The sequence below is a fragment of the Diaphorobacter aerolatus genome, assembly GCF_014489535.1.
GTDB lineage: Bacteria > Pseudomonadota > Gammaproteobacteria > Burkholderiales > Burkholderiaceae_C > Diaphorobacter_A > Diaphorobacter_A aerolatus.
Genome location: NZ_CP060783.1, coordinates 2,768,695 through 2,793,887, shown reverse-complemented (window position 1 = coordinate 2,793,887; position 25,193 = coordinate 2,768,695). Strand labels below are relative to the sequence as shown.

The 25,193-nt window shown below is 63.7% G+C and carries 18 protein-coding genes and 3 pseudogenes; 11 read left to right on the top strand and 10 right to left on the bottom strand.

Annotated elements, in window-relative coordinates; genetic code table 11:
• Window positions 1-31: 31 nt before the first annotated feature.
• Entirely contained in the window at window positions 32-577 is a 546-nt protein-coding gene (locus H9K75_RS13060; protein ID WP_226858165.1) for an acyloxyacyl hydrolase, read from the bottom strand.
• Window positions 578-868: 291 nt separating this feature from the next.
• Window positions 869-1,507 (bottom strand): Spy/CpxP family protein refolding chaperone, encoded by a 639-nt coding sequence (locus tag H9K75_RS13055; RefSeq protein ID WP_187723007.1) that lies wholly within the window; start codon window positions 1,505-1,507, stop codon window positions 869-871.
• Between the two features lie 323 nt (window positions 1,508-1,830).
• Here H9K75_RS13055 and H9K75_RS13050 point away from each other — a divergent pair, with 323 nt between their 5' ends.
• Window positions 1,831-2,841, top strand: coding sequence for a recombination-associated protein RdgC (locus tag H9K75_RS13050; protein WP_187723006.1), 1,011 nt, complete (start codon window positions 1,831-1,833; stop codon window positions 2,839-2,841).
• A 91-nt stretch (window positions 2,842-2,932) separates the two neighbouring features.
• Here H9K75_RS13050 and H9K75_RS13045 read toward each other — a convergent pair whose 3' ends face one another.
• Window positions 2,933-4,261 (bottom strand): dicarboxylate/amino acid:cation symporter, encoded by a 1,329-nt coding sequence (locus tag H9K75_RS13045; RefSeq protein ID WP_187723005.1) that lies wholly within the window; start codon window positions 4,259-4,261, stop codon window positions 2,933-2,935.
• A 249-nt stretch (window positions 4,262-4,510) separates the two neighbouring features.
• Between H9K75_RS13045 and H9K75_RS13040 the strand changes: the two are divergent.
• Window positions 4,511-7,172 (top strand): annotated as a pseudogene (locus H9K75_RS13040) (hybrid sensor histidine kinase/response regulator).
• 7 nt (window positions 7,173-7,179) lie between these two features.
• Here the strand turns inward: H9K75_RS13040 and H9K75_RS13035 are convergent.
• Window positions 7,180-7,578 carry a tautomerase family protein gene (locus tag H9K75_RS13035; RefSeq protein WP_187723004.1) on the bottom strand — a complete coding sequence of 133 codons (399 nt, stop codon included), beginning with the start codon at window positions 7,576-7,578 and terminating at the stop codon, window positions 7,180-7,182.
• Window positions 7,579-7,750: 172 nt separating this feature from the next.
• On the opposite strand from H9K75_RS13035, the gene H9K75_RS13030 reads away from it, so the two are divergent.
• Window positions 7,751-8,608: a LysR family transcriptional regulator gene (locus H9K75_RS13030; protein ID WP_187723003.1), complete on the top strand. Its 858-nt coding sequence runs from the start codon at window positions 7,751-7,753 to the stop codon at window positions 8,606-8,608.
• A gap of 845 nt (window positions 8,609-9,453) precedes the next feature.
• Here the strand turns inward: H9K75_RS13030 and H9K75_RS13020 are convergent.
• Window positions 9,454-10,092: a response regulator gene (locus H9K75_RS13020; protein WP_187723001.1), complete on the bottom strand. Its 639-nt coding sequence runs from the start codon at window positions 10,090-10,092 to the stop codon at window positions 9,454-9,456.
• Between the two features lie 77 nt (window positions 10,093-10,169).
• Between H9K75_RS13020 and H9K75_RS13015 the strand changes: the two are divergent.
• Window positions 10,170-11,422: pseudogene (locus tag H9K75_RS13015) on the top strand (nucleoside recognition domain-containing protein).
• A 665-nt stretch (window positions 11,423-12,087) separates the two neighbouring features.
• Window positions 12,088-12,348 (top strand): DUF3297 family protein, encoded by a 261-nt coding sequence (locus H9K75_RS13010; protein ID WP_226858159.1) that lies wholly within the window; start codon window positions 12,088-12,090, stop codon window positions 12,346-12,348.
• Between the two features lie 24 nt (window positions 12,349-12,372).
• On the opposite strand, the gene H9K75_RS13005 is transcribed toward H9K75_RS13010, so the two are convergent.
• On the bottom strand, window positions 12,373-13,314 hold the full coding sequence (locus H9K75_RS13005; protein ID WP_404826442.1) for a 2-hydroxyacid dehydrogenase: 942 nt from the start codon (window positions 13,312-13,314) through the stop codon (window positions 12,373-12,375).
• Window positions 13,307-14,305, bottom strand: a complete 999-nt coding sequence (locus H9K75_RS13000) for a Bug family tripartite tricarboxylate transporter substrate binding protein (protein WP_187722999.1) — start codon at window positions 14,303-14,305, stop codon at window positions 13,307-13,309. The genes H9K75_RS13005 and H9K75_RS13000 overlap by 8 nt, the downstream gene beginning before the upstream one ends.
• A 126-nt stretch (window positions 14,306-14,431) precedes the next feature.
• On the opposite strand from H9K75_RS13000, the gene H9K75_RS12995 reads away from it, so the two are divergent.
• Complete coding sequence (locus H9K75_RS12995; RefSeq protein ID WP_187722998.1) at window positions 14,432-15,373, top strand: LysR family transcriptional regulator; 942 nt, start codon at window positions 14,432-14,434, stop codon at window positions 15,371-15,373.
• Window positions 15,374-15,394: 21 nt separating this feature from the next.
• On the opposite strand, the gene cueR is transcribed toward H9K75_RS12995, so the two are convergent.
• The 3 genes and pseudogenes from cueR to H9K75_RS12980 all read right to left on the bottom strand — a co-directional run bounded on the left by cueR (window position 15,395) and on the right by H9K75_RS12980 (window position 18,264).
• A complete protein-coding gene (gene cueR / locus H9K75_RS12990; protein ID WP_187722997.1) occupies window positions 15,395-15,832 on the bottom strand; it encodes a Cu(I)-responsive transcriptional regulator in 438 nt (145 codons plus the stop codon).
• A complete protein-coding gene (locus tag H9K75_RS12985) occupies window positions 15,829-16,026 on the bottom strand; it encodes a heavy-metal-associated domain-containing protein (RefSeq protein ID WP_187722996.1) in 198 nt (65 codons plus the stop codon). Before H9K75_RS12985 ends, cueR begins: the two co-directional genes overlap by 4 nt.
• 100 nt (window positions 16,027-16,126) lie before the next feature.
• Window positions 16,127-18,264: pseudogene (locus tag H9K75_RS12980) on the bottom strand (TonB-dependent receptor family protein).
• 180 nt (window positions 18,265-18,444) lie between these two features.
• On the opposite strand from H9K75_RS12980, the gene H9K75_RS12975 reads away from it, so the two are divergent.
• From H9K75_RS12975 to H9K75_RS12955, 5 genes are all read left to right on the top strand, one after another.
• Window positions 18,445-20,679 (top strand): heavy metal translocating P-type ATPase, encoded by a 2,235-nt coding sequence (locus H9K75_RS12975; protein ID WP_187722995.1) that lies wholly within the window; start codon window positions 18,445-18,447, stop codon window positions 20,677-20,679.
• A gap of 138 nt (window positions 20,680-20,817) precedes the next feature.
• Window positions 20,818-21,465, top strand: a complete 648-nt coding sequence (locus tag H9K75_RS12970) for a YjfI family protein (protein WP_187722994.1) — start codon at window positions 20,818-20,820, stop codon at window positions 21,463-21,465.
• Window positions 21,466-21,511: 46 nt separating this feature from the next.
• Window positions 21,512-22,210, top strand: coding sequence for a PspA/IM30 family protein (locus H9K75_RS12965; RefSeq protein WP_187722993.1), 699 nt, complete (start codon window positions 21,512-21,514; stop codon window positions 22,208-22,210).
• A 119-nt stretch (window positions 22,211-22,329) separates the two neighbouring features.
• Window positions 22,330-23,025 carry a ubiquinone biosynthesis protein UbiH gene (locus tag H9K75_RS12960; RefSeq protein WP_187722992.1) on the top strand — a complete coding sequence of 232 codons (696 nt, stop codon included), beginning with the start codon at window positions 22,330-22,332 and terminating at the stop codon, window positions 23,023-23,025.
• Between the two features lie 64 nt (window positions 23,026-23,089).
• A complete protein-coding gene (locus H9K75_RS12955) occupies window positions 23,090-25,177 on the top strand; it encodes a hypothetical protein (protein ID WP_187722991.1) in 2,088 nt (695 codons plus the stop codon).
• The last annotated feature ends 16 nt before the right edge of the window (window positions 25,178-25,193 follow it).

The following is a 25,193-nucleotide window of genomic DNA, read 5'->3' as shown; positions in this document are numbered from 1 at the left end:
CATGGCTGGGGATAAACCGTTCGCTTCCTGTTCAGAAGTGATACGCGTAGCGCAACTGCAGCGTGTTTTCGCCGGGGTTGGGGTGATCGATACCGGCGTTGGACAGGTGCTCGTAGCGCACCTGCATTTCATGCGCCCGCTGCGCGCCGAAGTTGTAGCCCAGGCCCAGATGCGAGGCGAAGTTGAACGAGGTGCTGAATTCCTTGTGCACCGTCACATAGCGGTCGCTCATGTAGGTCACGCCAATTCCGGCCTCGACAAACCACGGCGAGCGGCCCGCATCGGGGCGCCAGCGCAGCGTCGGCACGAGGCCGATCAGCCACGTGTGGTTGTAGTCGCGCGCTCCGTCGAAACTCAGGCGGGTGACATAGGCGTCCCAATGGCCGCGCACCTCTCCGTTCCAGAGGTCCCTGCGCCATTGCCACGGCAGAGTCATACCCAGGGTGGCGCCGTCGGTGCCATGCTCGGCCCAGCTTCCCTGCACGTAGACCGACTTGGCGAGGGCCAGATCCGCTTGCGTGGCGGCGGTGGGTGTCTGGGCCACGGCAACGCTCGCACCGAAGGTGGCGAGCAACACCAGACTGGATAAAACCAACCGATTCCGCGTTCGGCAGCGCGGGGATGACTGCGTTGCGATGTTGTGTGGAAGTGCGGATTGAGGGACAACGGGCGACATGGGGATGCGATTTTGGTAAATGTTTGTTATACCCATAACGATAGCGCCAGCAGCACCCGGTCCCCTGTAGGTGCTGGCCGCGCACTGACGAAAGCGCGGTCAACACAACCGGCTGTGGACAACCACAAAAAAAGCCCGCAACACAAGGTCGCGGGCTTTCCGGAACGGGGTGGCTCGCCCGTTCGCTGGTCTTTACTGAACCGGTGTCGGCACAGCGGGCGTGGCCGGAGCGGCCGACTTGCCCTGCTGGCGCTGCTGATGGTGCTTGCCATCGTGACCGCCACGGCGGTGTTCGCCGCCCTTGTGGTGACCATGTTCACCACCGTGGCCGAAGCGATGCATCATGCGCTTGCTTTCCTCATCGAACACCTTTTGCTGTTCGGGCTTGAGGGTGGCGTAGAAGGTCTTCACGGCTTCTCCACGGCGGTCCATCTCGGCGGAACGCTGGGCGTGCATCGCACGCATGCGGTCGATGCGCTCGGGCGTCGTCAGCTTGTCCATTTCCTTGCGGTCCAGACGGGCCTGATCCGCGCGGTCCTTGTTGGGCTGCATGGATTGCTGGAACGCGTTCCAGGCGGGTTCCTGATCAGCAGTGATCTTGAGTTTCTGCTTGAAGGCATCGGCGCGCTTGGCCATGCGGTCCTGACGCTGCTCGGGCGTCATGCGCTGTCCGCGCTCGCCAGACTTGGCGCCAGCAGGAGCCGGTGCGGATGCAGCGGGAGCGACCTCTGCGGGTGCTGCGGCCTGCGCGAACGCGGAGCCGGCTGAAACTGCAAACATGGCAGTAGCCAGGGCGGTTGCGGCAAAGGTACGGGTAGTGAAGCGAGCCATGATGAGATTCCTTTCGTGAATCGTGAAAAAACTTCTCGTGTTTTCCTCGGGAGCGGGGCGCCGGGGGTGTCCGCCCGATGGGAGGGCAGGTGAAAATGGCAGAACAAGAACCCCGGCGCTTGGTATGAAGTGTGGAATCGCCATGTATCGCCCGCGTGTGCTGAATTTCAATCTGTGTAAAGTTCTACGAATTTCTGCGTGAATCCGGGGCCCTCGCCACAGCGGCGGCCCGGGACCGGCTTTGCGTGACAATGAAGGTATGCAGTGGATTCCCGGGAATCCACATCTCAGGTATTTCGCAAAGTGAAGGACGGATAGTCATCGTGTTCAAAAACATGATCGTGTATCGCATCGCCGAGTCTTGGCAGACGGAGTTGACGCAGTTGGAAGAGGCGCTCGCCAAGTCCGTGTTCGAGGAATGCGGCGCGACGCAGGAGCGATCCGTGGGCTGGGTGCCGCCACGTGGCGAGGAGCATGGCCCGCTCGTCGAATCGGTTGGTGGACAGTGGATTCTGCGCCTCATGAGCGAGGCCAAGGTGCTGCCCGGTTCGGTGCTGGCACGCAAGGTCAAGGAAAAGGCCGAGCGCATCGAGCAGGAAACCGGCCGCAAGCCCGGCAAGAAGGAAAGCAAGGAACTCAAGGAAGAGGCCAAGCTCGACCTGCTGCCGATGGCGTTCACCAAGCAGGGCTCGACCTGGGTCTGGATCGATCCAGCGGCCTATCTGCTGGTGCTCGATGCGGGCAGCCAGGGCAGGGCCGACGAGGTCGTGACCATGCTGGTCGAAGCGCTGCCCGGCTTTGCGGTGGCGCTGCTCGACACGCAGGAATCGCCCCAGGCCTGCATGGCGCACTGGCTCAAGGAGCAGGAGCCGCCGGTGGGTTTCAGCGTCGACCGCGAATGCGAACTCAAAAGCGCCGACGAGGCCAAGGCCGTGGTGCGCTATTCGCGCCATCCGCTCGACATCGACGAAATCCGCGAACACATCGACCAGGGCAAGCTGCCCACCAAGCTCGCGATGAGCTGGGACGACCGCGTGTCGTTCGTGCTCACCGAGAGTCTGCAGATCAAGAAGGTGTCGTTCCTCGACACGGTCTTCGAGGGCCAGAAGCAGGACGACGCGGGCTTTGACGCCGACGTGGCGATTGCTACGGGCGAGTTGAGCAAGCTGCTGCCCGATCTGGTCGAAGCGCTTGGCGGAGAAGGGCGTACCGAGCTGGGCGGCGCGACAACCACGGCCACCGCGCGCTCCGACGCGGACAGGCAACCGGCGGCTGTGGACCAGTCCGCGGCTGTCGTCACCCACGGTGAAGAGGAAGACGATCCGCCGTTCTGAACGACGCAAAGAAAAACCCCATGGCCGGTCTAACGTGCCATGGGGTTCCGGTGTCGTCCCGCGTGAACGCGGCGATTATTCAAGCCATTGATCAGGCTTGCTTGGCGTTCAATGGAAGGTCATCCAGATCGACCTGCTGACCATTCAGCGCCGCGTTGAGCTTCGTATAGTCCAGCGCATTTTCCCACTTCGACACCACCACGGTCGCCACCGCGTTGCCCATGAAGTTGGTGAGCGAACGGCATTCGCTCATGAAACGATCCACGCCGAGAATCAGCGCCATGCCGGCAACGGGGACCTCGGGCACCACGGCCAGCGTTGCGGCCAGCGTGATGAAGCCAGCGCCCGTGACGCCCGCCGCGCCCTTGGAACTGAGCATCGCCACCAGCAGCAGCATGATCTGATGGCCCAGCGTGAGATGGGTGTCGGTCGCCTGTGCGATGAACAGCGCGGCCAGTGTCATGTAGATGTTGGTGCCGTCCAGATTGAACGAGTAGCCGGTCGGCACGACCAGGCCTACGACGGACTTGCTGCAACCGGCTTTTTCCATCTTTTCCATGAGCGAGGGCAGTGCCGATTCGGACGAGGACGTGCCCAGAACGAGCAACAGTTCCGCCTTCAGGTAACGCGCGAGCTTGGTCACCGAGAAGCCACAGGCGCGCGCCACGGCGCCGAGGATCACGAGCACGAACAGCAGCGACGTGAGATAGAACGTCCCGACCAGCCAGGCCAGGTTGACCAGCGATCCCAGACCAAATTTTCCGATCGTGAAGGCGATGGCACCAAATGCACCGATGGGCGCGGCCTTCATGAGGATATGAACCAGTTTGAACACCGGCGTTGTCAGCGACTCGAGGAAACTCAGCACAGGCTTGCCGCGCTCGCCAGACATCGCGAGCGAAATGCCGAACAGCACGGCGACGAACAACACTTGCAGAATGTTGTCGCCCACAAAGGGGCTCACCAGCGTCTTGGGGATGATGTCCATGAGAAAGCCGGTGAGCGTCATCTCGTGCGACTTGCTCACGTAGCCCTGCACTTCCTTCTGATCGAGGTCCGCCACGTTGATGTGCATGCCCGCGCCGGGCTGGACCACGTGCGCCACGACCAGACCCACGATCAGCGCGAGCGTGGAGAAGAACAGGAAATACACCATGGTCTTCGCGAAAACGCGGCCCACCGTGCGCAACTGCGTCATGCCCGCAATGCCGGTCACGATGGTCAGAAAGATCACCGGCGCGATGATCATCTTCACGAGCTTCACGAACGCATCACCAAGCGGCTTGAACTGCTGCGCGTATTGCGGCTCGAAATAACCCAGCAGCACGCCAAGGACGATGGCGAAGATCACCTGAAAATACAACTGCCGATAAAACGGCAAATGCACCGGCGGTGCGGAGGTCTGTGGAATGGGTTGCATGTGGGGTTCTCCGAAGTCTCGAAACGGGTTTGCGCCCATCGGATCGTTCAGGCAGCGCTGGCGGCAGCGCGCGCGTGGAGCCTCCAGATTGGCGTATGGTTCGGGTTGTACGACCAGCGCCATCGGCTGGCGATAACACATTGGTATTAGGCGATGCGCGCTTCATTGGAGAGCGGGCCCACGGGATTGGGGTAACTACTTAGCCCCCGGACCTCGCGCAGGCATCGCCGAGCCCTGCACACTCCAGCCATGCCTTCCTCGCGTCGTCGAATTCTGTGGACCGTTCTGGCCGTGCTTGCCGGCATGTGCGCATGCATGCTGCTCGCGAGCCAGTACGCGCTGCACCGTTCACTGCAAAACGAGAGCGATCTGGTGCAGCGCCAGCTCACGCTCTATGGGCAGGAGCTGTCACAGCGCATCGACCGCTACCGCACTCTGCCGGAGGTGCTGGCGCTCGATCCGCAACTGCGCGATGCACTCACGCATCCGCTCGGCGCAAGCGAGGTGGACGCGCTCAATCGCAAGCTCGAGGAGGCCAACGGCGCGAGCCATTCGTCCACGCTCACGCTGATCAACCTGGAAGGCCGCGCGTTGGCGGCCAGCAACTGGAAAGACGAGCACAGCAACGTCGGCGAGGACTACAGCTTTCGTCCCTATGTGACGCAGGCTCTCGCCGAGCGCCGTGGCCGCTTCTACGGCATCGGCATGACGACCGGCGAAGCGGGCTATTTTCTGTCGCGCGCCATCGAGGACGAACGCGGCCGCGTGACCGGGCTCATCGCCATCAAGATTCTGCTGAGCGAGCTGGAACGCGGATGGCAGCAGACGCGCGACATCGTGCTGGCCTCCGATGCGCACAACGTGGTGTTTCTCGCCAACCATGACGAGTGGCGCTATCGCCATTTTTCCCCACTCACCGCGCAGGATCTCGCGGACATGAACGCCACGCGGCAGTACTCCGACCAGCCGATCAGGCCCTCGAATTTCACGTCGAAAGAAAGCTCACGGACGGCGGCTCTCTGGCCCGGATCAACGATCCGCTGCTGAACGGCCCGGTACTCTGGCGCTCGATCCCGCTGCCCGATTCCCCATGGCATCTGCATCTGCTGCACAACACGCGCGCCAGCACCATCGCCAGCTATTGGGCGGCAATCACGGCGGCCGGAGTCTGGCTCGCGCTCGCCATGCTGGTGCTGTTCGTGCGCCAGCGCCAGCGACTGTCCAGTCTTCGCCAGAAAAGTCGGCAGGAACTGGAGACCGTGCTGCACCAGCATGCACAGGAGCTGCGTACCGCGCAGGACGGCATTCTGCAGGCGGCCAAGCAGGCCGATACCGGGCTTTCGCGCAGCCTGCAGCATCTGCCGCAAGGTGTGGTGGTGATCGACTCGGACCTGCAACTCGTCGCGTGGAATTCGCGCTACGTGCAGTTGTTCAAGTTCCCACCCGATCTGATGCGCGTGGGCGCGCCCGTGGAAGCGCTGATTCGCCACAATGCCAGGCGCGGACTGCTCGGGCCGAATCCCAGCGAAGACGCGATCCAACGCCGCCTCGATCATCTGCGCGAAGGCACGTCGCATCTGCACGAAAGCGCCAAGAGCGACGGCACGGTGCTCGAGATTCGCGGCAACCCCATGCCCGATGGCGGCTTCGTGACGAGCTATGCCGACATCACGAGCTACAAGAACGCCGCGCGCGAACTGCGTTCGCTGGCCGACACGCTGGAGCAGCGCATCGCCGAGCGCACCCGCGATCTCGATCAGGCCAGGCGCGAGGCGGAATCCGCCAACCGCTACAAGACGCGCTTTGTCGCCGCCGCCGTGCACGACCTGTTGCAACCGCTGAACGCCGCGCGCATGTTCGGCTCGCTGCTGCGCAGCCATCTGCATGACGATGCGGGCCGCCAGGTGGCCGACAGCATCGAGGGCGCGCTCGCCGCGCAGGACGGCATTCTCAACAGCCTGCTCGACATCTCGCGCATGGAGTCGGGCCAGCTCGACGTGCGCATGCGCGACTTCGCACTCGGGCCGTTGCTCCAGGTCCTGCAACACAACTTCGGCATCATCGCGCAAAGCCGTGGGCTGAAACTCAGTGCAGTGAACTCGCGTTACGCGGTGCACAGCGACGAGGCGCTGTTGCGGCGCATTCTGCAAAACCTGTTGTCCAACGCGATTCGCTACACACCCAAGGGACGCGTGCTGATTGGCTGCCGCAGACAGGGCGAACACCATCTGCGCATCGAGATTCACGACCAGGGCCCGGGCATACCTGACGACCTGCAACGCGAGATTTTCGAGGAGTTCCGCCGCCTGAACGAAGGCCACGACCAGGATCGCGGCGCGGGCCTCGGGCTCGCCATTGTCGAACGCTTGGGCAAGCTGCTGGGCCACACGATCGGTCTGCGTTCAGAACTGGGCAAGGGCAGCGTGTTCTGGGTCGAGGTGCCGCTTGCAAGCCAGCCGATGGCGCCCACCCGCATCGCACCTTCGGCCGCAGCAGCGGATGCGCAGGGCGAACTGCCTTTGAAGGGCCTGCGCGTCTGGTACATCGACGACGACGCACCCACCTGTTCCGCCACCGGCGCGCTGCTGCAACGCTGGGGCTGCGACGTCCCGCTCGCAGCCGGTCCGCAGGCCGCGCTCGATTTCGCGCAACGCGGCAACAAAGCCCCGCAACTGGTGCTGCTCGACGTGCGCATGGGCACGTTCCACGGCCCGACCTGTACAGCCAACTCGCCGCCCTCTGGCAGCATTCGCCGCAGGCGATCCTGGTCACCGCCGAACGCGACATCGCCCTGCGCCGCCACGCCGCAGAGCGCGGCTGGGCGATGCTCTACAAGCCCGTAAGACCTTCGGCACTGCGTGCGCTCGTAAGCCAGACGATGCTGCGGCTGCGGGAGACCGAGGGCGATTAGGGCCGGTTCACACGCCGGCTTGCTGATGCCGGTACTCCTGTGTCTTGCCGCCGTAGCCATAGGCCGCCGCGCGTGCGTCGATCACGTAGACATAGCTCACGTCATGCAGATTGGGGCGCAGACTTTTCATTGCGTCGAACAACTCGCGAATGAACTGCGCCTTCTCGGCCTTGGTATTGGTCTCGTCGGTCACACTGATATCGAGATGAAATGCACTGCGACCCGATTCCGCGAGCGTGCTTGCGCCGATGAACCATTGATCTTCGGGTGTGAACAACACCTGTATGGAGATCACCTCCGGTTTTTTTCCAAGCACGCGGCAAGTGAGGTCCATGACCTTGTCCACACTGCTGCGGGCCAGTGCAGCGTCCACGGGGCCGGAGTGATGCAAAAGGATATGAGGCATGTTGTGTACACCTGTGTTGTTGTCAAACGGTATGAGAATTCTGGACGATCTTTGGGTGCCGGTAAAACGGGATTATTGGTTGGTATCCATCGGAATATCCGGTGGATAATTTGTTGACTTTTTCGTTGAAAATCCGTCCTTCACTTTTGACAATCCACACAGGTGGTCATGCATGCAAGCCTTTGATATCGAGCAGCTCCGAACCTTCGTGCATGCGGTTGACGCGGGCAGCGTGACCGCTGGTGCGGCGAAAGTATTCCTCTCGCAATCGGCGGCGAGCGAGCAGCTATTGAAACTGGAGGATCGCGCGGGCCAATCTTTGCTGGTGCGCAGCAAGTCAGGCGTCGTTCCCACACCAGCGGGGCGGATACTGCTCGCTCATGCGCGCAAGTTGCTGGCATTGAGCGACGAGGTCTGGCGGGATCTGCACGGCGTGCCGCTTTCGGGCGAATTGCGGCTTGGCGTCACCGACTATTTCAGGCCCAACGAACGCACGCAATTGCTTGCAAGATTGGCCGCGCAGCACCCGGGCGTGCGCATGCGTGTGGTCATGGGAAAGAGCCTCACGGTGGAATCGGAGCATGCCGCGGGAAACCTCGACATCGCAATCACCATGCGCGCCGACGGCAAGAAGACCGCACGCGCTCATCTATTGCGAACCGAGCCCTTGCGCTGGATGGCAGCGCGCGCGATGCTGCCGCCCCGTGGCGAGCCTATTGCGCTTGTTACGCTGACCGAAGGCTGCTCGCTGCGGCTGCTCGCCGAGAAGAGCCTCATACAGCGCAAGCTGCCGTTCGACGTGGTTCACGTGGCCTCCGGCGTCGCCGGCATGCAGTCGGCACTAGCCGCCGGACTCGGATATGCATGCCTGCCCGAGTCTGCTCTGTGCGAGGGTGTGGAAATCGTACCCGCGCGCGCCGCGCGACTGCCTGCGCTGGGTTCCGTGAGCTTTCAGATGCTGCCTTCGCGTCGTAATGAAACCCGCCTTATCAGCGAAGTGCGTGATCTGCTGGTTGATCAGTTGGGGTGATTTGGCCAATGTATGGGGGTAGCCTAGCTTGGATAATTCAACGAATAAAAATGGCATGCAGGTTCATATACTTTACATGACGCTATGCGCTTTAAAACTCAACCCTATGGCACAGCCCGCGAAGTTCATTGGGGGTCCAACATTGAAAGATTAAGCTTTTCATCAGCGGGACTGACTGTGCGTATAGTTCGAGAGACCCGTGCTGATGGAGTGGTCTCTGGACTGGATGTTTGGTTTCCAGACGCTTCTGCTTTCCGCTATCTCGATGAGCTTGAGCTGTCGAGGTACTGGAGTTCGGAGGGATTCGTACCGGGGTATCCAGTGTTGGAAGTTGCGGAGGGCGGTTGGTGCCACGAAGAAGCTGTGCTGCAGCAGTACCAGAATCGTCGACGTGAGTGGCTCGTGGTGACTGGCAACGGCTGCGTTAGCGTTTTCGCACCGACTGCGCCTATCATGAAGCTGGTTGAATGGCACCCCGGTAGTCAGTCCACAAACAGAGCGATCCGCTGCGGAAGTTGCCATGACGGCAACGGGAATAACGAACTATCAAGCGACAAAGCCTGCTGAAGTAAACGTCGTGATGGATGCTGGTGCTGGCCGTGGTCTGCATCACGTTTTGGCAAAGTTTAGCTCGCGCATCTTTGCTAACCAGCTTATCGCCTCGCCCCAGCTTAACTTGGCAAACTTAGCGGGGGCTAAGACCAGTCGCATTCTCAACTCGAACCTAGATGATGTCAACGCTCAATGGCATAGCTCGACAGCCATTGGAGGCGTCGCCGCTCAACGCTCGCTTCTACCCGAACCCACCACTCTTTCACGATAGCTGACTAGCTCTACCATCCCCCTCAAACCCCACTCTCCGGCTCCAGACTCTTCACCAGCACCGCCGCCTGCGTGCGGCTATAGCATTCGAGTTTTTTGAGGATCGCGGTGACGTGGACCTTGACGGTGTTTTCTGCGAGGCCGAGTTCGTGGGCGATTTGTTTGTTGAGCAGGCCGTCGGCCAGGCACATGAGTACGCGGAACTGCTGCGGTGTGAGTTGGGCGAGGCGGGCGGCGAGGTCGGCGTCGGCCTGGGAGGTTTCGGCGTCGGTGTGCGGGAAGGACAGGTCGCCGTCGAGCACGTTCTGGATCGCTGCGGCCATGTCGTCGGCGGAGGATGATTTGGGGATAAAGCCTGCTGCGCCGAACTGCTGCGCGCGGCGGATCACGCGGGGGTGTTCGTTCGACGAGATCACGACGACCGGGATTTCCGGGTACTCGCCGCGCACGTGCAGCAGCGATGAAAAGCCGCGCGCGCCCGGCATGGCGAGATCCAGCAGCACGAGTTCGATTTCCGGGTGTTCCTTGAGCGCAGCTCCGAGTGTCTGTGCGCTGGCGGCCTCGAGCGTCCGAAACTGTGGAAAACGTTCGTGCAGCACCTGGATCAGCGCCGCGCGAAACAGCGGGTGATCGTCGGCAACGAGCAGCGTGGAGTCGGTCATGGTGCATGAGTCTGCCACGGCTTTCGATCGACACGGCGCGCGGCCGCGACATTCGCTCGAACCGCTACCATCCGGGGATGGCACTCAACTGGGTCTGGATCGGCTTCTTCACCGCGGCCTTCGTCACCGCCGTCTGGCGGTGGTTCATGGGCGACGATGGCATTTTTCAGGCATTGCTCACGGCGATGTTCGATGGTGCGCGTTCGGGCTTTGAAATTTCGCTGGGGCTGGCCGGCATCATGAGCCTGTGGCTGGGGCTGATGCGTGTCGGCGAGAAGGCCGGGATGATCGAGCTTCTGGCGCGCCTCGCGAGTCCGCTGCTCAGACGGCTTTTCCCGGGGTGCCGGACGGGCACGCGGCGCAGGGCGCGATGACGATGAACATCTCGGCCAACCTGCTCGGGCTCGATAACGCGGCCACGCCGCTCGGCCTCAAGGCGATGCGCGAGTTGCAGACGCTCAACACGCAGGCGCCAGACACCGCGAGCAATGCGCAGATCATGTTCGTCGTGATGAACACCGCCGGGCTCACGCTGATTCCGACCTCGGTGATCGCGATTCGCCAGAGCGTGGCGCTCAAGCAGGGGCTGGGTTCGAGCTTCAATGCGGCGGACATCTTTTTGCCGACGCTGCTCGTGACCTTTATTTCGCTGCTGGCCGGCGTGCTGGCCGTGGCCGTCTGTCAGCGATTACCGATCTGGCGCGCGAAGCTGCTGGTGCCGGTGCTGGTCGTGGGCGGCCTGCTCGCGGCGGCGGTGGCGGCGCTGGCGCAATTGCCTGCCGAGCAGGCGGCAAAAATTGCCGGTGCGACGGGCGCGGGCGTGATTCTGGGCATCGTGATGCTGTTCGTGCTGGTGGGCGCCTGGCGGCGTGTGAACGTCTATGACGCGTTCATCGACGGCGCGAAGGAAGGCTTTAGCGTGGCGATCCAGATCGTGCCTTACCTGATCGCCATTCTCGTGGCCATCGGCGTGTTCCGGGCGGCGGGTTGCATGGACGCGCTGCTGGCGGGCATTGGCAGCATGGTGTCGGCCGTGGGCTGGAATACGGATTTTCTTCCCGCTCTGCCGGTGGGGCTCATGAAGGTGCTGTCCGGCGCGGGGGCACGTGGGTTGATGATCGACGTGTTGCAGACCTATGGCGTGGATTCGTTTGCCGGACGGCTTGCGGCCATCGTGCAGGGCTCGACCGAAACCACCTTCTATGTGCTGGCCGTGTACTTCGGCAGTGTCGGGGTGCGGCACGCGCGCCATGCGCTGGCCTGTGCGCTGTTTGCAGACGCCATAGGGCTGATTGCCGCCATCGGCGTGGGCTACGCCATGCTGCGCTGAGTTGGTGCCGCCTTGGCCCGCTGGAAGCCCAAGCGCTGCCGTATCCGACGAGACGCTTTGGCTTTGCCAAAGCGTTTTTTTCGACGCCCGCGAGTTATCCAGAGTTATTCAGGGTTATCCACAGGAAATCTCCAGTTTCTGCGGGATAACTGCCTTTTTTCGGGTTCTGGCTTCGTGTCCAACCATGCGTTCAATTTCACGGTGCTTCGTTTTTCCCGGAGGTTGTTCTGTGGTTGTTCTTTATTGATGTTATTTAAGAATGTTAGTAATAGTAGGGATGACCGGGCTTGTGGACAAGCCGTGTTTTCGCTTTGGAATCAGCAGCTTGCGGGTTTCAGAAGCGTGTGGAGCCGACCCGGTTGCCGCTGCACCCGAAATGGGGACAAGTTCATCGCATCGCGTCGTCCTGTGTATAACTGGTGAGTTATTCGGCAGGCTCTGGTCATGTTATCCACAGCTGCGTTGATTCGCGTAGTGGAAGGGCTTTTTTCCGATGGATATTGTGTTTTATGCTATTAAATATGTAGCTAATGCAAGCTGCATGGCGGCGCTGACCACAGCGGATCCGCTGCGCTGTACAACTCACCGTCCTGCTGCGGGTTCGCGCAGTCTCCGGGGTTTGCGGGACAATGACGGCTTTTCGAACATCCTCTGGAAGAGAAGCCGTGACCGACTCCACATTGCCCCCATTGCCCGACCGCCTGTCCGTAGATCCTCGCAGCCCGCACCACAAGCCGGAGTTCTTCGAGCAGGACATCGGCATCCATTTCAATGGCAAGGAGCGTTTTGACGTCGAGGAGTACTGTGTGAGCGAGGGCTGGATCAAGGTGCCCGCAGGCAAGACGCTGGACCGCAAGGGCCGCCCGCTGCTGATCACCTTGAAGGGCAAGGTCGAGGCCTTCGTCAAGCCTGCCGCCGCTTCCTGAGGCGGTGACTCCGTCCGGGCCTGCTCAGACCGGATCGAGCAGCGTGCCGGTGCGCAGGAAGGCGTCCACGTTTGCGAGCAGGCTTTTCTGCATGTCGAGGCGCGTGTCCGTGGTGGCGCTGGCCATGTGCGGTGTGAAGACGACGTGGGGCAGGCCGCGCATGATCTTTGGCGCGCCGGGTTCGCCCTCGAGCACGTCGAGACCCGCGCCTGCGATCTTTCTGTGGACCAGGGCGGCGATCAGCGCTTCCTGATCGACGACCGAGCCACGGGCAATGTTCACCAGAATGCCGGTGGTGCCCAGTGCGGCGAGCACCTGAGCATTCACGATGTGCCGTGTGGACGGGCCGCCCACGCAGGCGAGCACCAGAAAATCGGCCCAATCGGCCAGTTCCACGAGGTTTTGCATGAACCCGTGCGGCAACTGCGGGCGGGGCGAACGCGCGGTGTAGCGCACCTGCATGTCGAAACCCAGGCCACGCCGCGCAATCGCCTGACCGATATGGCCCATGCCGACGATGCCGAGACGTTTGCCCGACACGCGCAGGCCGAGCGGGAATTGGCCGAGCTGTTTCCATTCTCCGGCGCGCACGTGGCGATCACCTTCTGCAACGCGCCGCGCGGTGGCCAGCATCAGCGCCCACGCCATGTCGGCAACGCAGGCATCGAGCACGGCCGGGGTATTGCTGACCTGAATGCCGCGTGCTCTTGCGGCCGCGAGGTCGATGGTGTCGAAGCCCGCGCCCCAGCTACAGATGCCGCGCAGCCTGGGAAAGCGCGCGATGGTCGCTGCGCTGCAACCGGCGCGCACGGTGGTGACCAGCAGTTCTATGCCTGCCGCGATGGCGTCGATCTGCGCTGCTTCCATGGTCCAGAGCGCAGGGGCCTGGTAGCTGGCCCGAAGTTGCCGATCTGCGAAATCGCCCACGCTGGCCCATTGGGCGACGCGCGGATCGCGCTCACTCAATCCTGGCACCCGAGAGCTTCACCGCCTCGGCCCAGCGCCTGGCTTCGGCGTCGATCAGTCTGGAGAACTCGGCGGGAGCGAGGTTGTTCACCTCCGCGCCCATGTCTTCGAGCTTTTTCGTCACCTCGGGCGTCGCGACGATGGCCGCAATGTCCTTGTAGATGCGGTCGCGCAGTTCGGGCGGCAGTCTGGCGGGCGCAAAGGTGCCGAACCAGGTCGCGCCGGTGAAGCCCTTCATGCCCTGCTCGCCGAAGGTGGGCAGGTCCGGCACGGCGGACATGCGCTTGTCGTGGGCGAGCGCAATCGCATGCAGCCTGCCGGACTTGATGTAGCTCGTCACCTCGGAGAGCGTGGCGAATGCCATGTCCACTTGGCCGCCGAGCAGGTCGGTGATCATCGGTGCGGCACCCTTGTAGGGCACGTGGACGGTGTTGACGCCGACCCGGGTCTTGAACAATTCGCCGGTCAGGTGCTGCACGCTGCCATTGCCCGGCGAGCCCATGCTCGCGCCGCCGGGCTGGGCCTTGATCCATTTCACCAGTTCATCGACGGTCCTCGCGGGAATCTTCGGCGTGGTCACCAGCACCAGCGGAATCGTCGCGGTGAGCGTGATCGGCGTGAAGTCCTTGATCGGGTCGTAGCTGAGCTTTGGGTACAGGCTTGCGCTGATGGTGTGCGTGGCCGTGGTTTCGTAGAGCGTGTAACCATCGGGTGCGGATTTGGCGACGTTCTCAGCGCCCACGGTAGTGCCTGCGCCCGCACGGTTGTCCACGACCACGGCCTGGCCCCATTGCGCGCCCAGCTTGTCGGCAATCAATCGACCGATCACGTCGGTGGCGCCGCCCGGCGGGTAGGGCACGACCATGCGCACCGGCTTGGTGGGATAGTTCTGCTGGGCGAGGGCGGTCGGTGTGGCAACCACCGCTGCGGCGCAACTGATGGTGGCGAGCAACGCGCGCAGGGCAAAACGGCGGGGGTGGCGATGGTTCATCAAGGTCTCCTGCATCTGTGCGGGGCGGAAATCCGTTTCCGTTCGCAGCCGATTCATTGTTTTCCCCCGATTGGAGCCGCTGCAACTCATCAACACAAATCGATATTTGTCTATGATTTATCGATCATGGCTATGAATATCAAATATCGGGCCGTCAAGGCGTTCCTGCTGGTCGCGGAAAGCCGCTCGTTCACGCACGCGGCCGGTGCGCTCGGGGTGACGCAGCCGTCGCTGTCGGCGCAGATCCAGGACCTCGAGGACACGCTGGGCCTCAAGCTGCTCGAGCGCTCGACGCGCAGCGTGGCGCTCACGCAGGCGGGCGAGGAATTTCTGCAACGCATACAGCGGCCGCTCGCCGATGTGGAAGAGGCCTATCGCAGCGCGCTCGATCTGTCCGCCGCGCGGCGCGGCACGGTGATCGTCGCGGCGCTGCCGTCCGCCGCGTTCGGGCTGGTGCCGCATGCGCTGGCGCGGCTGCGCACCGTGCATCCGGCGTTGCAGTCGCGGGTCATCGAGGCGCATACCGATCAGTTGCTGGAGATGCTGCGCACCAATCAGGTGGAATGCGCCATCGGGCCGCTGTCCGAGGCCGCGCCGGATCTGCATTTCGAGCCCTTGCTGACCGACGGCTACTATGCCGTCTTCCCGCACGGTCACGCGCTCGTGGGTTTGGCGAACATCCGCTGGGAGCAGTTGCTGGCGCACGATCTGGTGCTGCTGGCGCGCGGCTCGAATGCGCGCGAACAGTTCGACCGGGGGCTACAGGCGGGCAGCCATGATGACGATTCCGCCGAGCCTGTCGCGCCGCGTTGCGACGTCACCCACATCATCACTGCCGCATCGATGGCGCGCCATGGCCTTGGCGTGGCGCTGTTGCCGCGTCTCGCGCTGCCCGAGCTGAATCTCGACGGGCTGGTTGCGAGACCGATCTTTGCGCCGAATGCGCGCCGCGTTATCGGCCTGATGCACCGCCGCGACCGTGTGCTCGGGCCAGCCACGCGCTACTTCATCGAGCAGTTGCGCGCGGTGATCCCGGGCGTGGAGTCGGGGCTGCTGCCGCTCGCTTGAAGGAACCTGGGTCGCGAATCTTCAATGCCTCGCGGCAAGTTCCGGTGTATTGGCGAGATCATCGAGGATCGGGCAATCGGGCCGGTCGTCGCCGTGGCAGCATTTCACGAGCGATTGCAGGCTGCGCTGGATCGTCTGCATCGCGGCGATGCGCTCGGAGAGATTGGCGATGTGGGCCTGGGCGACCTTCTTGACCTGGGAACTCGCGCGTTCCCGGTCCTTCCACAGCCCGAGCAGCGTGGCGATCTCTTCCATCGAAAAACCGAGATCGCGCGAGCGGCGGATGAAGCGCAGCGTGTGCACGTCGGCCTCGGTGTACTGGCGGTAGCCGCTGTCGGTGCGCGCCACCTCGGGCAGGAGACCGAGCGATTCATAGTGCCGCACCATGCGCGCCGAGACACCGGCGCGCTGCGCCGCCACACCGATGGCTACCGGCCAGGGTGTTGCAGGCTTCGTCATGCGGCGACGGTGTAGCCTTCTTCGGTGATCGCGTTCGCGACGGCATCGCGCGACTTGTCGCTTTCCACCACGACCTGGCCGGTGGGCAGATCGACCTGGACGATGGCGTCGGCATCGACTTCGCGCACGGCGTGAACCACGGCGCGTTCGCAATGACCGCAGGTCATGCCCTGAACCTGGAATGTGTATTTCATGGTGATGCTCCTTGGTTGAAACCGGTTGATGGCTTCATGATGTACCTTGACACGATGTCAGAGTCAAGCATTTCGCATCGACCGATGCGGCCTTCGGTTGTCAGAACGGGTAGGCCGCACTCATTCCGACCATCCATTGCCTGCCGGGCGCGCTTTCGTAGTAGCGGCCATTGCCGTCGTTAACGATGACCGAGCCGACGTATTTCCGATCGGCGAGGTTGTCGATGCGCGCGAAGCTGTCGATTTTCCAGCCGCCGATGCGGGCCGTATGGCCAGCGCTCACACCGAGCACGCCGTATGCGGAGGCGAGCACGCTGTTGCTGTCGTTGGCGGCGATGGAGCCGGTGTGTCGCCAGTCGATGCCGGCGCGCCAGCGGGCATCGGGTTTCCAGTCGAGGGCCAGAAACGCCTGGGTGCGCGCCGTGCCGACAATGCGCCTGCCCGGCGGCACGCAGTTCGCTGCCCTCGTGTCACAAAAGCCCTGGCTGAGCGTGGCGTCGAGCCAGGTGAATGCGGCGTTGAGCTGGAGGCGGTTGAACAGCCAGGTGCTGCTGCCGAGTTCGAGGCCGCGTCGCTCGGTGCGGCCCGCGTTCTGGAAACTGCTGCGCCCGCCGGTGTTGTCGGCGACCACGATCTCGTTGCGCGTGCGCGTCTGGAACACGGCGGCGGTCCATTCGCCGCGCAGGTCGTCGCCCATTGCATAGCGCTGCTTCCAGCCGATTTCAGCGCTCGTCGAAGTGGCGGGTTGCAGACCGAAGTTCAGTCCCGGCTCGCCTGCCGGGCGGTAGGAGATTTCATTGAAGGTGGGCGTTTCCAAACCGCTGCCGAGGGAGGCGTAGAGGTTCGCGCTGTCGCTCACGCGGTGCTGGAGCGACACGATGGGCAGCAGGCGGTGAAAGCCGGTGCGGCCGCTGTCGTCGCCGTTGCCGGTGGTGATGTATCGGTCGCGTGAGCGCAGTTGCACGTTGCTCCAGCGCAGGCCGGCCAGCGCGGTCCAGTCGGGCGCAAACGACCATGAGAGCTGGGCATATGGGTCGATGTTGGTGAGCGTGTTGCGTTCCTTGCGGCGCAGCGCGCCCTGCACGCCGAGCCGCCCGTTGCTGAAATTGTTGTAGCCGAGGCGGTCTTCCTCGACGAGGTTGGCGGCGAGGCCCACGACCAGGTTCGGCGCGCGCGATGCGCTGCCCGCGCCGTGTGCCCAGCGCAGATCCATGCCGCCGTAGCCGCGCCGCAGGTCGATCACGCCCCCGGCGCTGGTGGCGGCCTGCTGCGAGGCGGCCGGGATGGACTGGTACTGCACGATCTCGCGCTCGCCCGCATAGACCATCATGCGCAGGCTGTTGGCACCGTCGATGCGGCGCTCGTAGGTCAGGCTGGTCTGGGTCTGGCGCGTGTTCTTGCGTGCGTTGTAGTCGAGCGGATTGCGTGCCACGGCGCGCTGGTCGAGGGCCCAGTCTGCGGGGGTGAGTCCGCCCGGGTCGAGCGCATTGACCTTCACGTGGCTGGCCACGAGCGTGAGCTGCCCGTCCTCGCCGGTCTGGGTGTCGATGCGCGCATTCAACAGGTTCTTGTCGGCGGCACTCTGGGCGCGCCAGCCGTCGGTAAGGTAGCGGCTCGCGCTGACGACATAGCCGACGCCGTTGCTCTCGCCCTTGCCTTGAGGCCGACGCGCTTCTGGCCGTCGCTGCCGAGCGCAAAACGGCTCTGGAGCTGCGGCGTGCCTTCACCACGTTCGGTGTAGACGCTGAGCACGCCGCCTGCGGAATTGCCATAGAGCGCGGAATATGGGCCGCGCAGCACTTCGATGCGCTCGGCGGACGACAGGTCGATGTGGCCGATCTGGCCCTGGCCGTCGGGCATGGTCGAGGGAATGCCGTCCACGAAAATCTGCACGCCGCGCACGCCGAAGGTCGAGCGCGCACCGTGACCGCGAATCGACAGTTGCAGATCCTGCGCATGGTTCTGGCGGTTTTGCAGCAGCAGGCCCGGCACGCCGGGCAGGGCCTCCGAGAGATTCACCTGCCACTGGCGATCACGCGCGCGCTCGCCGTCGATCACGGTGACCGAGGCGGGCGCCTGATCGAGAGGGCTGGCACCCAGCGTGCTCTGCACGGTGATGCCCGGCAGCATCGCGGGAGCGTTCTGCGCCGTGGCGGTTTGCGCAGTGGCGAACACGCAGGCCTGTGCCGCGAGCTTCGCAAGGAGAAGTCCGGGTGCGCGGAAGAAGGCGGCGTGCATGGAAGAATTCTTGTCGCTGATGGGGATACCGTGCCGTGACCAGTGAGTCATCGGAACACATTGCAGAGTACCCTTGGCCCGTGTGCGGTGTTGCGTCGTCGAGCGCGAGGAGTCTTTTTTTTGGCGTTGTTCAATCATTCGCTTGACCTTCACATGATGTGAGGCTTTAACTTTGAGCCCATGACCGATACAGCAATCACCCCTTCAGACCTGCAATCGCTTGATCTTGGCATTGGCGGCATGACCTGCGCGAGCTGCGTGGGCCGCGTGGAACGTGCCCTGCGCAAGGTGCCCGGCGTGCAGGATGCCACCGTGAATTTGGCGACCGAGCGCGCGCACGTGACCTTCGGGCCCGATGCCTCTGCCACCGACATCGATGCGGTCGTGCGCCGCGCCGTGCGCAATGCGGGCTACGAGCCGCGCAGCGCGGCCGAGCAGGAGGCCGATGAGGAATCGGCCTCGCCGTGGGCGGGCTTCATGCCGGTGGCCATCGGTCTGATCCTGTCTGCGCCTCTGGTGCTGCCGATGATCGGCGACCTGTTCGGCCAGCACTGGATGCTGCCGCCGTGGGCGCAGTTCCTGCTGGCCGCGCCGGTTCAGTTCATTCTCGGGGCGCGTTTCTACAAGGCGGGCTGGCACGCGGTCAAGGCGCTGTCGGGGAATATGGATCTGCTGGTGGCGATTGGCACCAGCGCGGGTTTCGGCCTGTCCCTGTGGCTCTGGTTCACCGCGCAGCCGGGACATGTGCCGCATCTGTACTTCGAGGCGTCGGCCGTGGTGATCACGCTGGTGCTGCTTGGCAAGTGGCTGGAAACGCGCGCCAAGCGGCAGACGACGGCGGCGATCCGCGCGCTGCATGCGCTGCGCCCGGACGTGGCGCATTTGCTCGGGCGCGATGGCGAGGTCGACGTGCCGATTGCCGAGGTCATGGCGGGTGACAGACTGGTCGTGCGTCCCGGCGAACGCATTCCCGTGGATGGCGAGGTGCTTGAAGGCCACACGCAGGTCGACGAATCGATGCTGACCGGCGAGCCGCTGCCGGTGGTGCGCGAGGCGGGCGCGGCGCTCACGGGCGGGTCGATCAACGGCGATGGCCGCATCATCATGCAGGTTTCGGCCGTGGGCTCGGAGACCGTGCTGGCGCGCATCATCCGTCTGGTCGAAGACGCGCAGGCCGCCAAGGCACCGATCCAGCGCATGGTGGACAAGGTGTCGTCGATCTTCGTGCCCGTGGTGCTGGTGATTGCGCTGCTGACCTTTCTAGGCTGGATGTGGACCGGCGCGGGCGTCGAGGCATCGTTGATCCACTCCGTGGCGGTGCTGGTGATTGCCTGCCCTTGCGCGCTCGGCCTGGCAACGCCCGCGGCCATCATGGCGGGCACGGGCGTGGCCGCGAAGAACGGCATTCTGATCAAGGACGCCGAGGCCCTGGAGATCGCGCACAAGGTCGATACCGTGGCGTTCGACAAGACCGGCACGCTGACCGTGGGCCAACCAAGATTGATAGCGTTTCACGTGGAACCGGCAAGCGATGAGGCCCGGACGCTGGCCGCCGTGGCGAGCGTGCAAAGCGGCAGCGAACACCCGCTGGCCCGCGCGGTACTGGCGGCGGCGCGCGAGCGTGACGTCGCGATTCCCGAGCCCGAAGGCGTGCGCGCCGTTCCCGGCCGGGGCACCGAGGGCGAAGTCGCCGGGAGAAGCTATTTGATCGGCAGCCTTCGCTGGATGCAGGAACTGGGCGTCGAGCTGGGCGATCTCGCGCGGCAGGCGGCGATTTTGCAGGAGCAGGGTGCCACGGTATCGGCGGTCGCCGAACGGCGCACCAGCGGGCTTGTGGCGGTCGCGCTGCTGGCGTTCGGCGACGAGCCCAAGCCCGGTGCCAGGGAAGCACTGGCCGCGCTCAAGGCCAGCGGCGTGCGCTGCGTGATGATTTCGGGCGACAACAAGGGCGCGGCCCATGCGATGGCGCGGCGCCTGGGGCTCGATCCCGACGCGGGTGAGGTCATGGCCGAGGTGCTGCCGGGCGACAAGGCCGCGGCGGTGCGGCAGCTCCAGCAGGGTGGTCACGTGGTCGCGATGGTCGGCGACGGCGTGAACGACGCACCCGCGCTGGCCGCCGCCGACGTCGGCATGGCCATGGGCAACGGCACGGACGTGGCCATGCATGCCGCGGGCATCACGCTGATGCGCGGCGACCCGAAGCTCGTGGCCGCGGCGCTCGACATCTCGCACCGCACGGTGCGCAAGATCCGCCAGAACCTGTTCTGGGCGTTTGCATACAACATTGCCGGCATTCCGCTCGCGGCGCTGGGCTTCCTGAGCCCGGTGGTGGCCGGTGCGGCAATGGCGCTGAGTTCGCTGAGCGTCATGACCAACGCACTGCTGCTCAAGCGCTGGGAGCCGAAGCAGAAGTAATCGCCGCGATCTGCATGCGCGCCCATGGGCTCCTGCCGCTGCCAGCGGTGGGAGCCCTTTTGGCATTCATTCATGTCACCTCACATGTCGATACAAATTACATGTCAACATCACATGTAATGAATGTAAAGTGTCTACATGGAAGAAAAAACATCCGCCCACTACCAGAGACTGCATCGCCAGCGATTGCGTGAGCAAGGGCTGGTGAAGAAGGAGGTCTGGATACTTCCCGAGCATGGGGTGACGCTGCAACGGCTGGAAAAGCGGATGCGGCTGCCCAAGGCGCAAGCGGGTTCATTGACGTTACATGACAAGGAGGACGATGACATGGAAACCGGCTCTCACTCGTACTGGAATGTTCGCAGCCTCGCTGCCGACCTCAAGGCCTCGGCCCTGGGCAAGGAAAGCAAGCTGCAGGTGGAGGTGCTCGAAGGCGCCGATGCCAGCCTGTTGGTCACCTTGCCGGATTTCGGCGATCTGCCGGTGCATCTGGCACTCTCGGGCGATCAACTGGTGGTCGAGTCCTTTCTCTGGTCCGCAAGCGACGTCGCCGACCGTGCGGGGCTCAACGAGCAGATCCTGCGCCTGCAGAAGCTGTTCCCGTTCGCCACGATCGCACTCGAGCCGCTGGGCGCGGGCGGCGAAGGCTATGTGATGTTTGCCGCGCTGCGCTCATCGGCCAGCAGCGACGACATCCTCTGCGAGATCCTCACGCTGGCCGACAACGTGATCCAGGTGACCGAGGCGCTGGCCTCGTACCTGCCGCGCGTGGCGCAGTCCGCCTGAGCCGCCGCGAGCCGTCCCTTACAACCCACAGCAATAGGAGTTCATCATGGCCGTATGGAACAAGCTGGTGACCGCGCTGCGCGGTGCTGCACACGAAGCGGGCGAGGCTGTCACCGACAGCCAGGCGCTGCGCATTCTCGATCAGGAAATCCGCGATGCGGACAACGATCTGAACAAGTCCAAGGAAGCGCTGGCCGAGATCATGGCCAAGCAGAAGCTCGCCTCCGGCAAGCTGCAGGCCACGCGCACGAAGGTGGCCGAATACGAAGGCTACGCGATCAAGGCGCTGGAGACCAACGACGAGGCGCTGGCGCTCGAAGTGGCGGGCAAGATCTCGCTGCTTGAAGTGCAGCGCGACGAGGAGGAGGCGCAGAACGCCGCCTACACGCAGAGCGTCGAGGAACTGCGCGCGGCGATCCATGCCGCGCAGACCCACATCAAGCGCCTCAAGCAGCAGGCCGACACGGTGAAGGCCACCGAGAGCGTGCAGCGCGCCCAGGCCACGGTCGCCGGTCGCTACACCGGCTCGCAGTCGCGGGTGCAGAACGCGCTCGATTCGCTCGAGCGCATCAAGCAAAAACAGGCCGAGCGTGGCGCGCGTCTGCAAAGCGCGGCTGAACTCGCGCGCGAAGGCAGCGAAGACGTGCTTGACGCCAAATTGCGCGCCGCCGGCATCACCGCGCAGCAGGGCAGTGCGCAAACGGTGCTGGAACGCCTGAAGGCGCAGCAACAACAGGCAAAATAAGCCCGACAAGGGCAGACACCGGGGCGCTCGACCGCGCCCGTGGGCTCCGATGGTCGATAAAACGCCGCCTTCACGAAAAGGCGGCATCCAACAACATCATCCATTGATGGAGGGACTAGATGGCAGCGTTCTTGCACTACGCGTTGGGTTTTCCGACATTCATTTTCGGAGTGCTGCTGCTCTCCATGCTGCTGTATTGGGTGATCGCGATCTTCGGCCTGGTCGAAATCGATTCCATGGATCACTGGGCGCTGTTCGACGGCAGCCATCACGCGCATGCACATGCCCACGCGCATTCGCATGGCGCGGAAGACTCCATCGGCGCGCTCGCCGGCCTGCTGCTCAAGGTCGGCCTCGGCGGCATTCCGCTCACGGTGATCCTCACCGTGCTGTTCCTGCTCTCCTGGCTGATCAGCTACACGCTCGCGCATTTCGTGCCCATGCCCGAGGGCTGGACGCTGCTGAACATCGCGATTGGAAGTGCGCTGTTTGCCGCTGCACTGGTGCTGGGTTTCATCGCCACGGTGATCGTGCTCAGGCCGCTGCGCAAGGCGATTGCAATGGTTGCGCCACCCGAAGAGGCCAAGGTGCTGCTGGGCCGAACCGGCCTCGTGCGCAGCGCCGTGGTCAATGCGACCCAGGGCTATGGCAGCGTGGAAGATGGCGGCGGTGGCCTCAACGTGCAGATGCGCTCGGCGGATCGCGAATTCCCGCGCGGCACGCAGATCGTGCTCATCGAACACATGAAGGATCACAACGCCTGGCGCGTGGTGAGCAAAGCCGAATTCGACGGTCTGGAACTGCCGCCGCGCTGACGCGGCCCACCGCCCCGTGTTTTCCATTTCCGACTCCTGTTTTCTTTTTTGAGGGACTGAACCCATGAGCTTGAACTTCTCCGAGTGGTACATCGTTCTCGGCGTGGCGGTTGTCGTCATCGTCATCCTGATCTTCGCCATGCTCGCCATGGTCAAGGCCTTCTACATCAAGGTTCCGCAGGGCACGGCGTTGATCATCAACGACACGACCTCGCAGCCCAAGGTGAAGTTCACCGGCGGCCTGGTGCTGCCCGTGATCCACAAGAAGGAGTTCATGCAGATCTCGCTGATCACGCTGGAGATCGACCGGCGCGGCAAGGAGGGGCTGATCTGCAAGGACAACATGCGCGCGGACATCACCGTGGCCTTTTACCTGCGCGTCAACGAGACCTCGGAAGACGTGCTCAAGGTCGCCAAGTCGATTGGCGTGGACCGCGCCTCCGACAAGGTCGCCGTCAACGAGCTGTTCAACGCGAAATTCTCCGAGGCGCTCAAGACCGTGGGCAAGCAGATCGAGTTCGTGAAGCTGTTCGAGAACCGCCAGGATTTCCGCGACCAGATCATCCATGTGATCGGCAACGACCTCAACGGTTACGTGCTCGAAGACGTGGCGATCGACTATCTGGAGCAGACGCCCAAGTCGTCGCTCGATCCGAACAATATTCTCGACGCCGAGGGCATCCGCAAGATCACCGAGCTGACGGCCAACCAGAACATCGTCACCAACGAGCTGGAGCGCAACGCCGACCTCGCGATCACCAAGAAGAACGTGGAGACCAAGGAGGCGATGCTCGCGCTTGCCCGCCAGCAGGCCGACGCCGAGGCACGCCAGAAGCGCGAGATCGCGACGATCCAGGCCCGTGAGCAGGCCGAGACGCAGAAGGTGCAGGAAGAAGAGCGCCTGAAGGCCGAGCAGGCCCGCATCCAGACGCAGGAGCAGCTCGACATCCGCGAGGAAAATCGCGCGCGTGAAGTCGCGGTGGCGCAGCAGAACCGCGAGCGCGCGGTGGTGATCGAAGTGGAAAAGGTCACGCGTGCGAAGGAGCTCGAAATCGTTTCGCGCGAACGCGAAGTGGAGCTGCAGCGCATCGAAAAGGAAAAGGCCGTGGAAGTCGAGAAGGCCAGCATCGCCAACGTGATCCGCGAGCGCGTGGCGGTGGAAAAGACCGTGGCGCAGGAAGAGGAGCGCATCAAGGAAGTGCGCATGGTCTCCGAGGCCGAGCGCAAGAAGCAGGTCACCGTGCTGACCGCTGAAGCGGCGGCGCAGGAAGACCTGGTGCGTCAGGTCAAGAAGGCCGAGGCCGACGAGACCGCATCGCGCCACAAGGCCGTGGAAGTCACGACGCTCGCGCAGGCCGAACTCGAAGCCGCCGGCAAGAGCGCCGAGGCCAAGAAGAAGATGGCCGAGGCCATCGAGGTGGAACGCGCCGCGCCGGGTCTCGCCGATGCCAGGGTGCGCGAGGTCACGGCCGCCGCCATCGAGAAGGAAGGCATGGCGCAGGCCAAGGTGATCGCGGAACGCCTGATTGCCGAAGCCAAGGGCGATCAGGAAAAGGGTCTGGCCCATGCACGCGTGATCGAGGCGACCGCGGATGCCAACGAGAAGCAGGGCCTGGCCGATGCCAAGGTGCTCGAAGAACGGCTGCTCGCGCAGGCGCGCGGCGAGGCGCAGGTGGGAGCGACCAAGGCGACGGTCACGCGCGACGTGGGCCAGTCCGAGGCCGACGTGCTGCGCGACAAGCTGTTCGCTGAGGCCAAGGGTCTGACCGAGAAATTCACCGCGCTCGGTGGTCTGTCGGATCAGGCGCGCTCGCACGAGGAATTCCGCATGCAGCTCGAAAAAAACTTCGAGCAGGCGCTTGCGGCCATCGAGGCCAACAAGAGCGTCGCCAGGGAACAGGCCGAGGTGCTGTCGTCGGCGCTCAGCAAGGCGAACATCGACATCGTGGGCGGCGAGGGCGCGTTCTTCGACAACTTCGCGAAGGCGCTTTCGGTGGGCAAGGCCATCGAGGGTGTCTCGGGCAAGAGTCCCATCGTGCAGGAGCTGCTCGGCAAGTTCCTGAACAGCAAGGGCGGCGTGGCATCGCTGCTCAACGGCGGCAGCGCAGACAGCGGCAAGAGCCTGCCACCGGCGCAGACCGGCGCCGAGTAGGGCAAGAAGTCCGCAT

Bases quoted from the DNA above. Each gene is read 5' to 3' on its own strand.
- H9K75_RS13055 (WP_187723007.1), bottom strand. From the start codon at position 1,507: ATGGCTCGCTTCACTACCCGTACCTTTGCCGCAACCGCCCTGGCTACT.
- H9K75_RS13045 (WP_187723005.1), bottom strand. From the start codon at position 4,261: ATGCAACCCATTCCACAGACCTCCGCACCGCCGGTGCATTTGCCGTTT.
- H9K75_RS13035 (WP_187723004.1), bottom strand. From the start codon at position 7,578: ATGCCTCATATCCTTTTGCATCACTCCGGCCCCGTGGACGCTGCACTG.
- H9K75_RS13030 (WP_187723003.1), top strand. From the start codon at position 7,751: ATGCAAGCCTTTGATATCGAGCAGCTCCGAACCTTCGTGCATGCGGTT.
- H9K75_RS13020 (WP_187723001.1), bottom strand. From the start codon at position 10,092: ATGACCGACTCCACGCTGCTCGTTGCCGACGATCACCCGCTGTTTCGC.
- H9K75_RS13000 (WP_187722999.1), bottom strand. From the start codon at position 14,305: ATGAACCATCGCCACCCCCGCCGTTTTGCCCTGCGCGCGTTGCTCGCC.
- H9K75_RS12995 (WP_187722998.1), top strand. From the start codon at position 14,432: ATGGCTATGAATATCAAATATCGGGCCGTCAAGGCGTTCCTGCTGGTC.
- cueR (WP_187722997.1), bottom strand. From the start codon at position 15,832: ATGACGAAGCCTGCAACACCCTGGCCGGTAGCCATCGGTGTGGCGGCG.
- H9K75_RS12985 (WP_187722996.1), bottom strand. From the start codon at position 16,026: ATGAAATACACATTCCAGGTTCAGGGCATGACCTGCGGTCATTGCGAA.
- H9K75_RS12975 (WP_187722995.1), top strand. From the start codon at position 18,445: ATGACCGATACAGCAATCACCCCTTCAGACCTGCAATCGCTTGATCTT.
- H9K75_RS12970 (WP_187722994.1), top strand. From the start codon at position 20,818: ATGGAAGAAAAAACATCCGCCCACTACCAGAGACTGCATCGCCAGCGA.
- H9K75_RS12965 (WP_187722993.1), top strand. From the start codon at position 21,512: ATGGCCGTATGGAACAAGCTGGTGACCGCGCTGCGCGGTGCTGCACAC.
- H9K75_RS12960 (WP_187722992.1), top strand. From the start codon at position 22,330: ATGGCAGCGTTCTTGCACTACGCGTTGGGTTTTCCGACATTCATTTTC.
- H9K75_RS12955 (WP_187722991.1), top strand. From the start codon at position 23,090: ATGAGCTTGAACTTCTCCGAGTGGTACATCGTTCTCGGCGTGGCGGTT.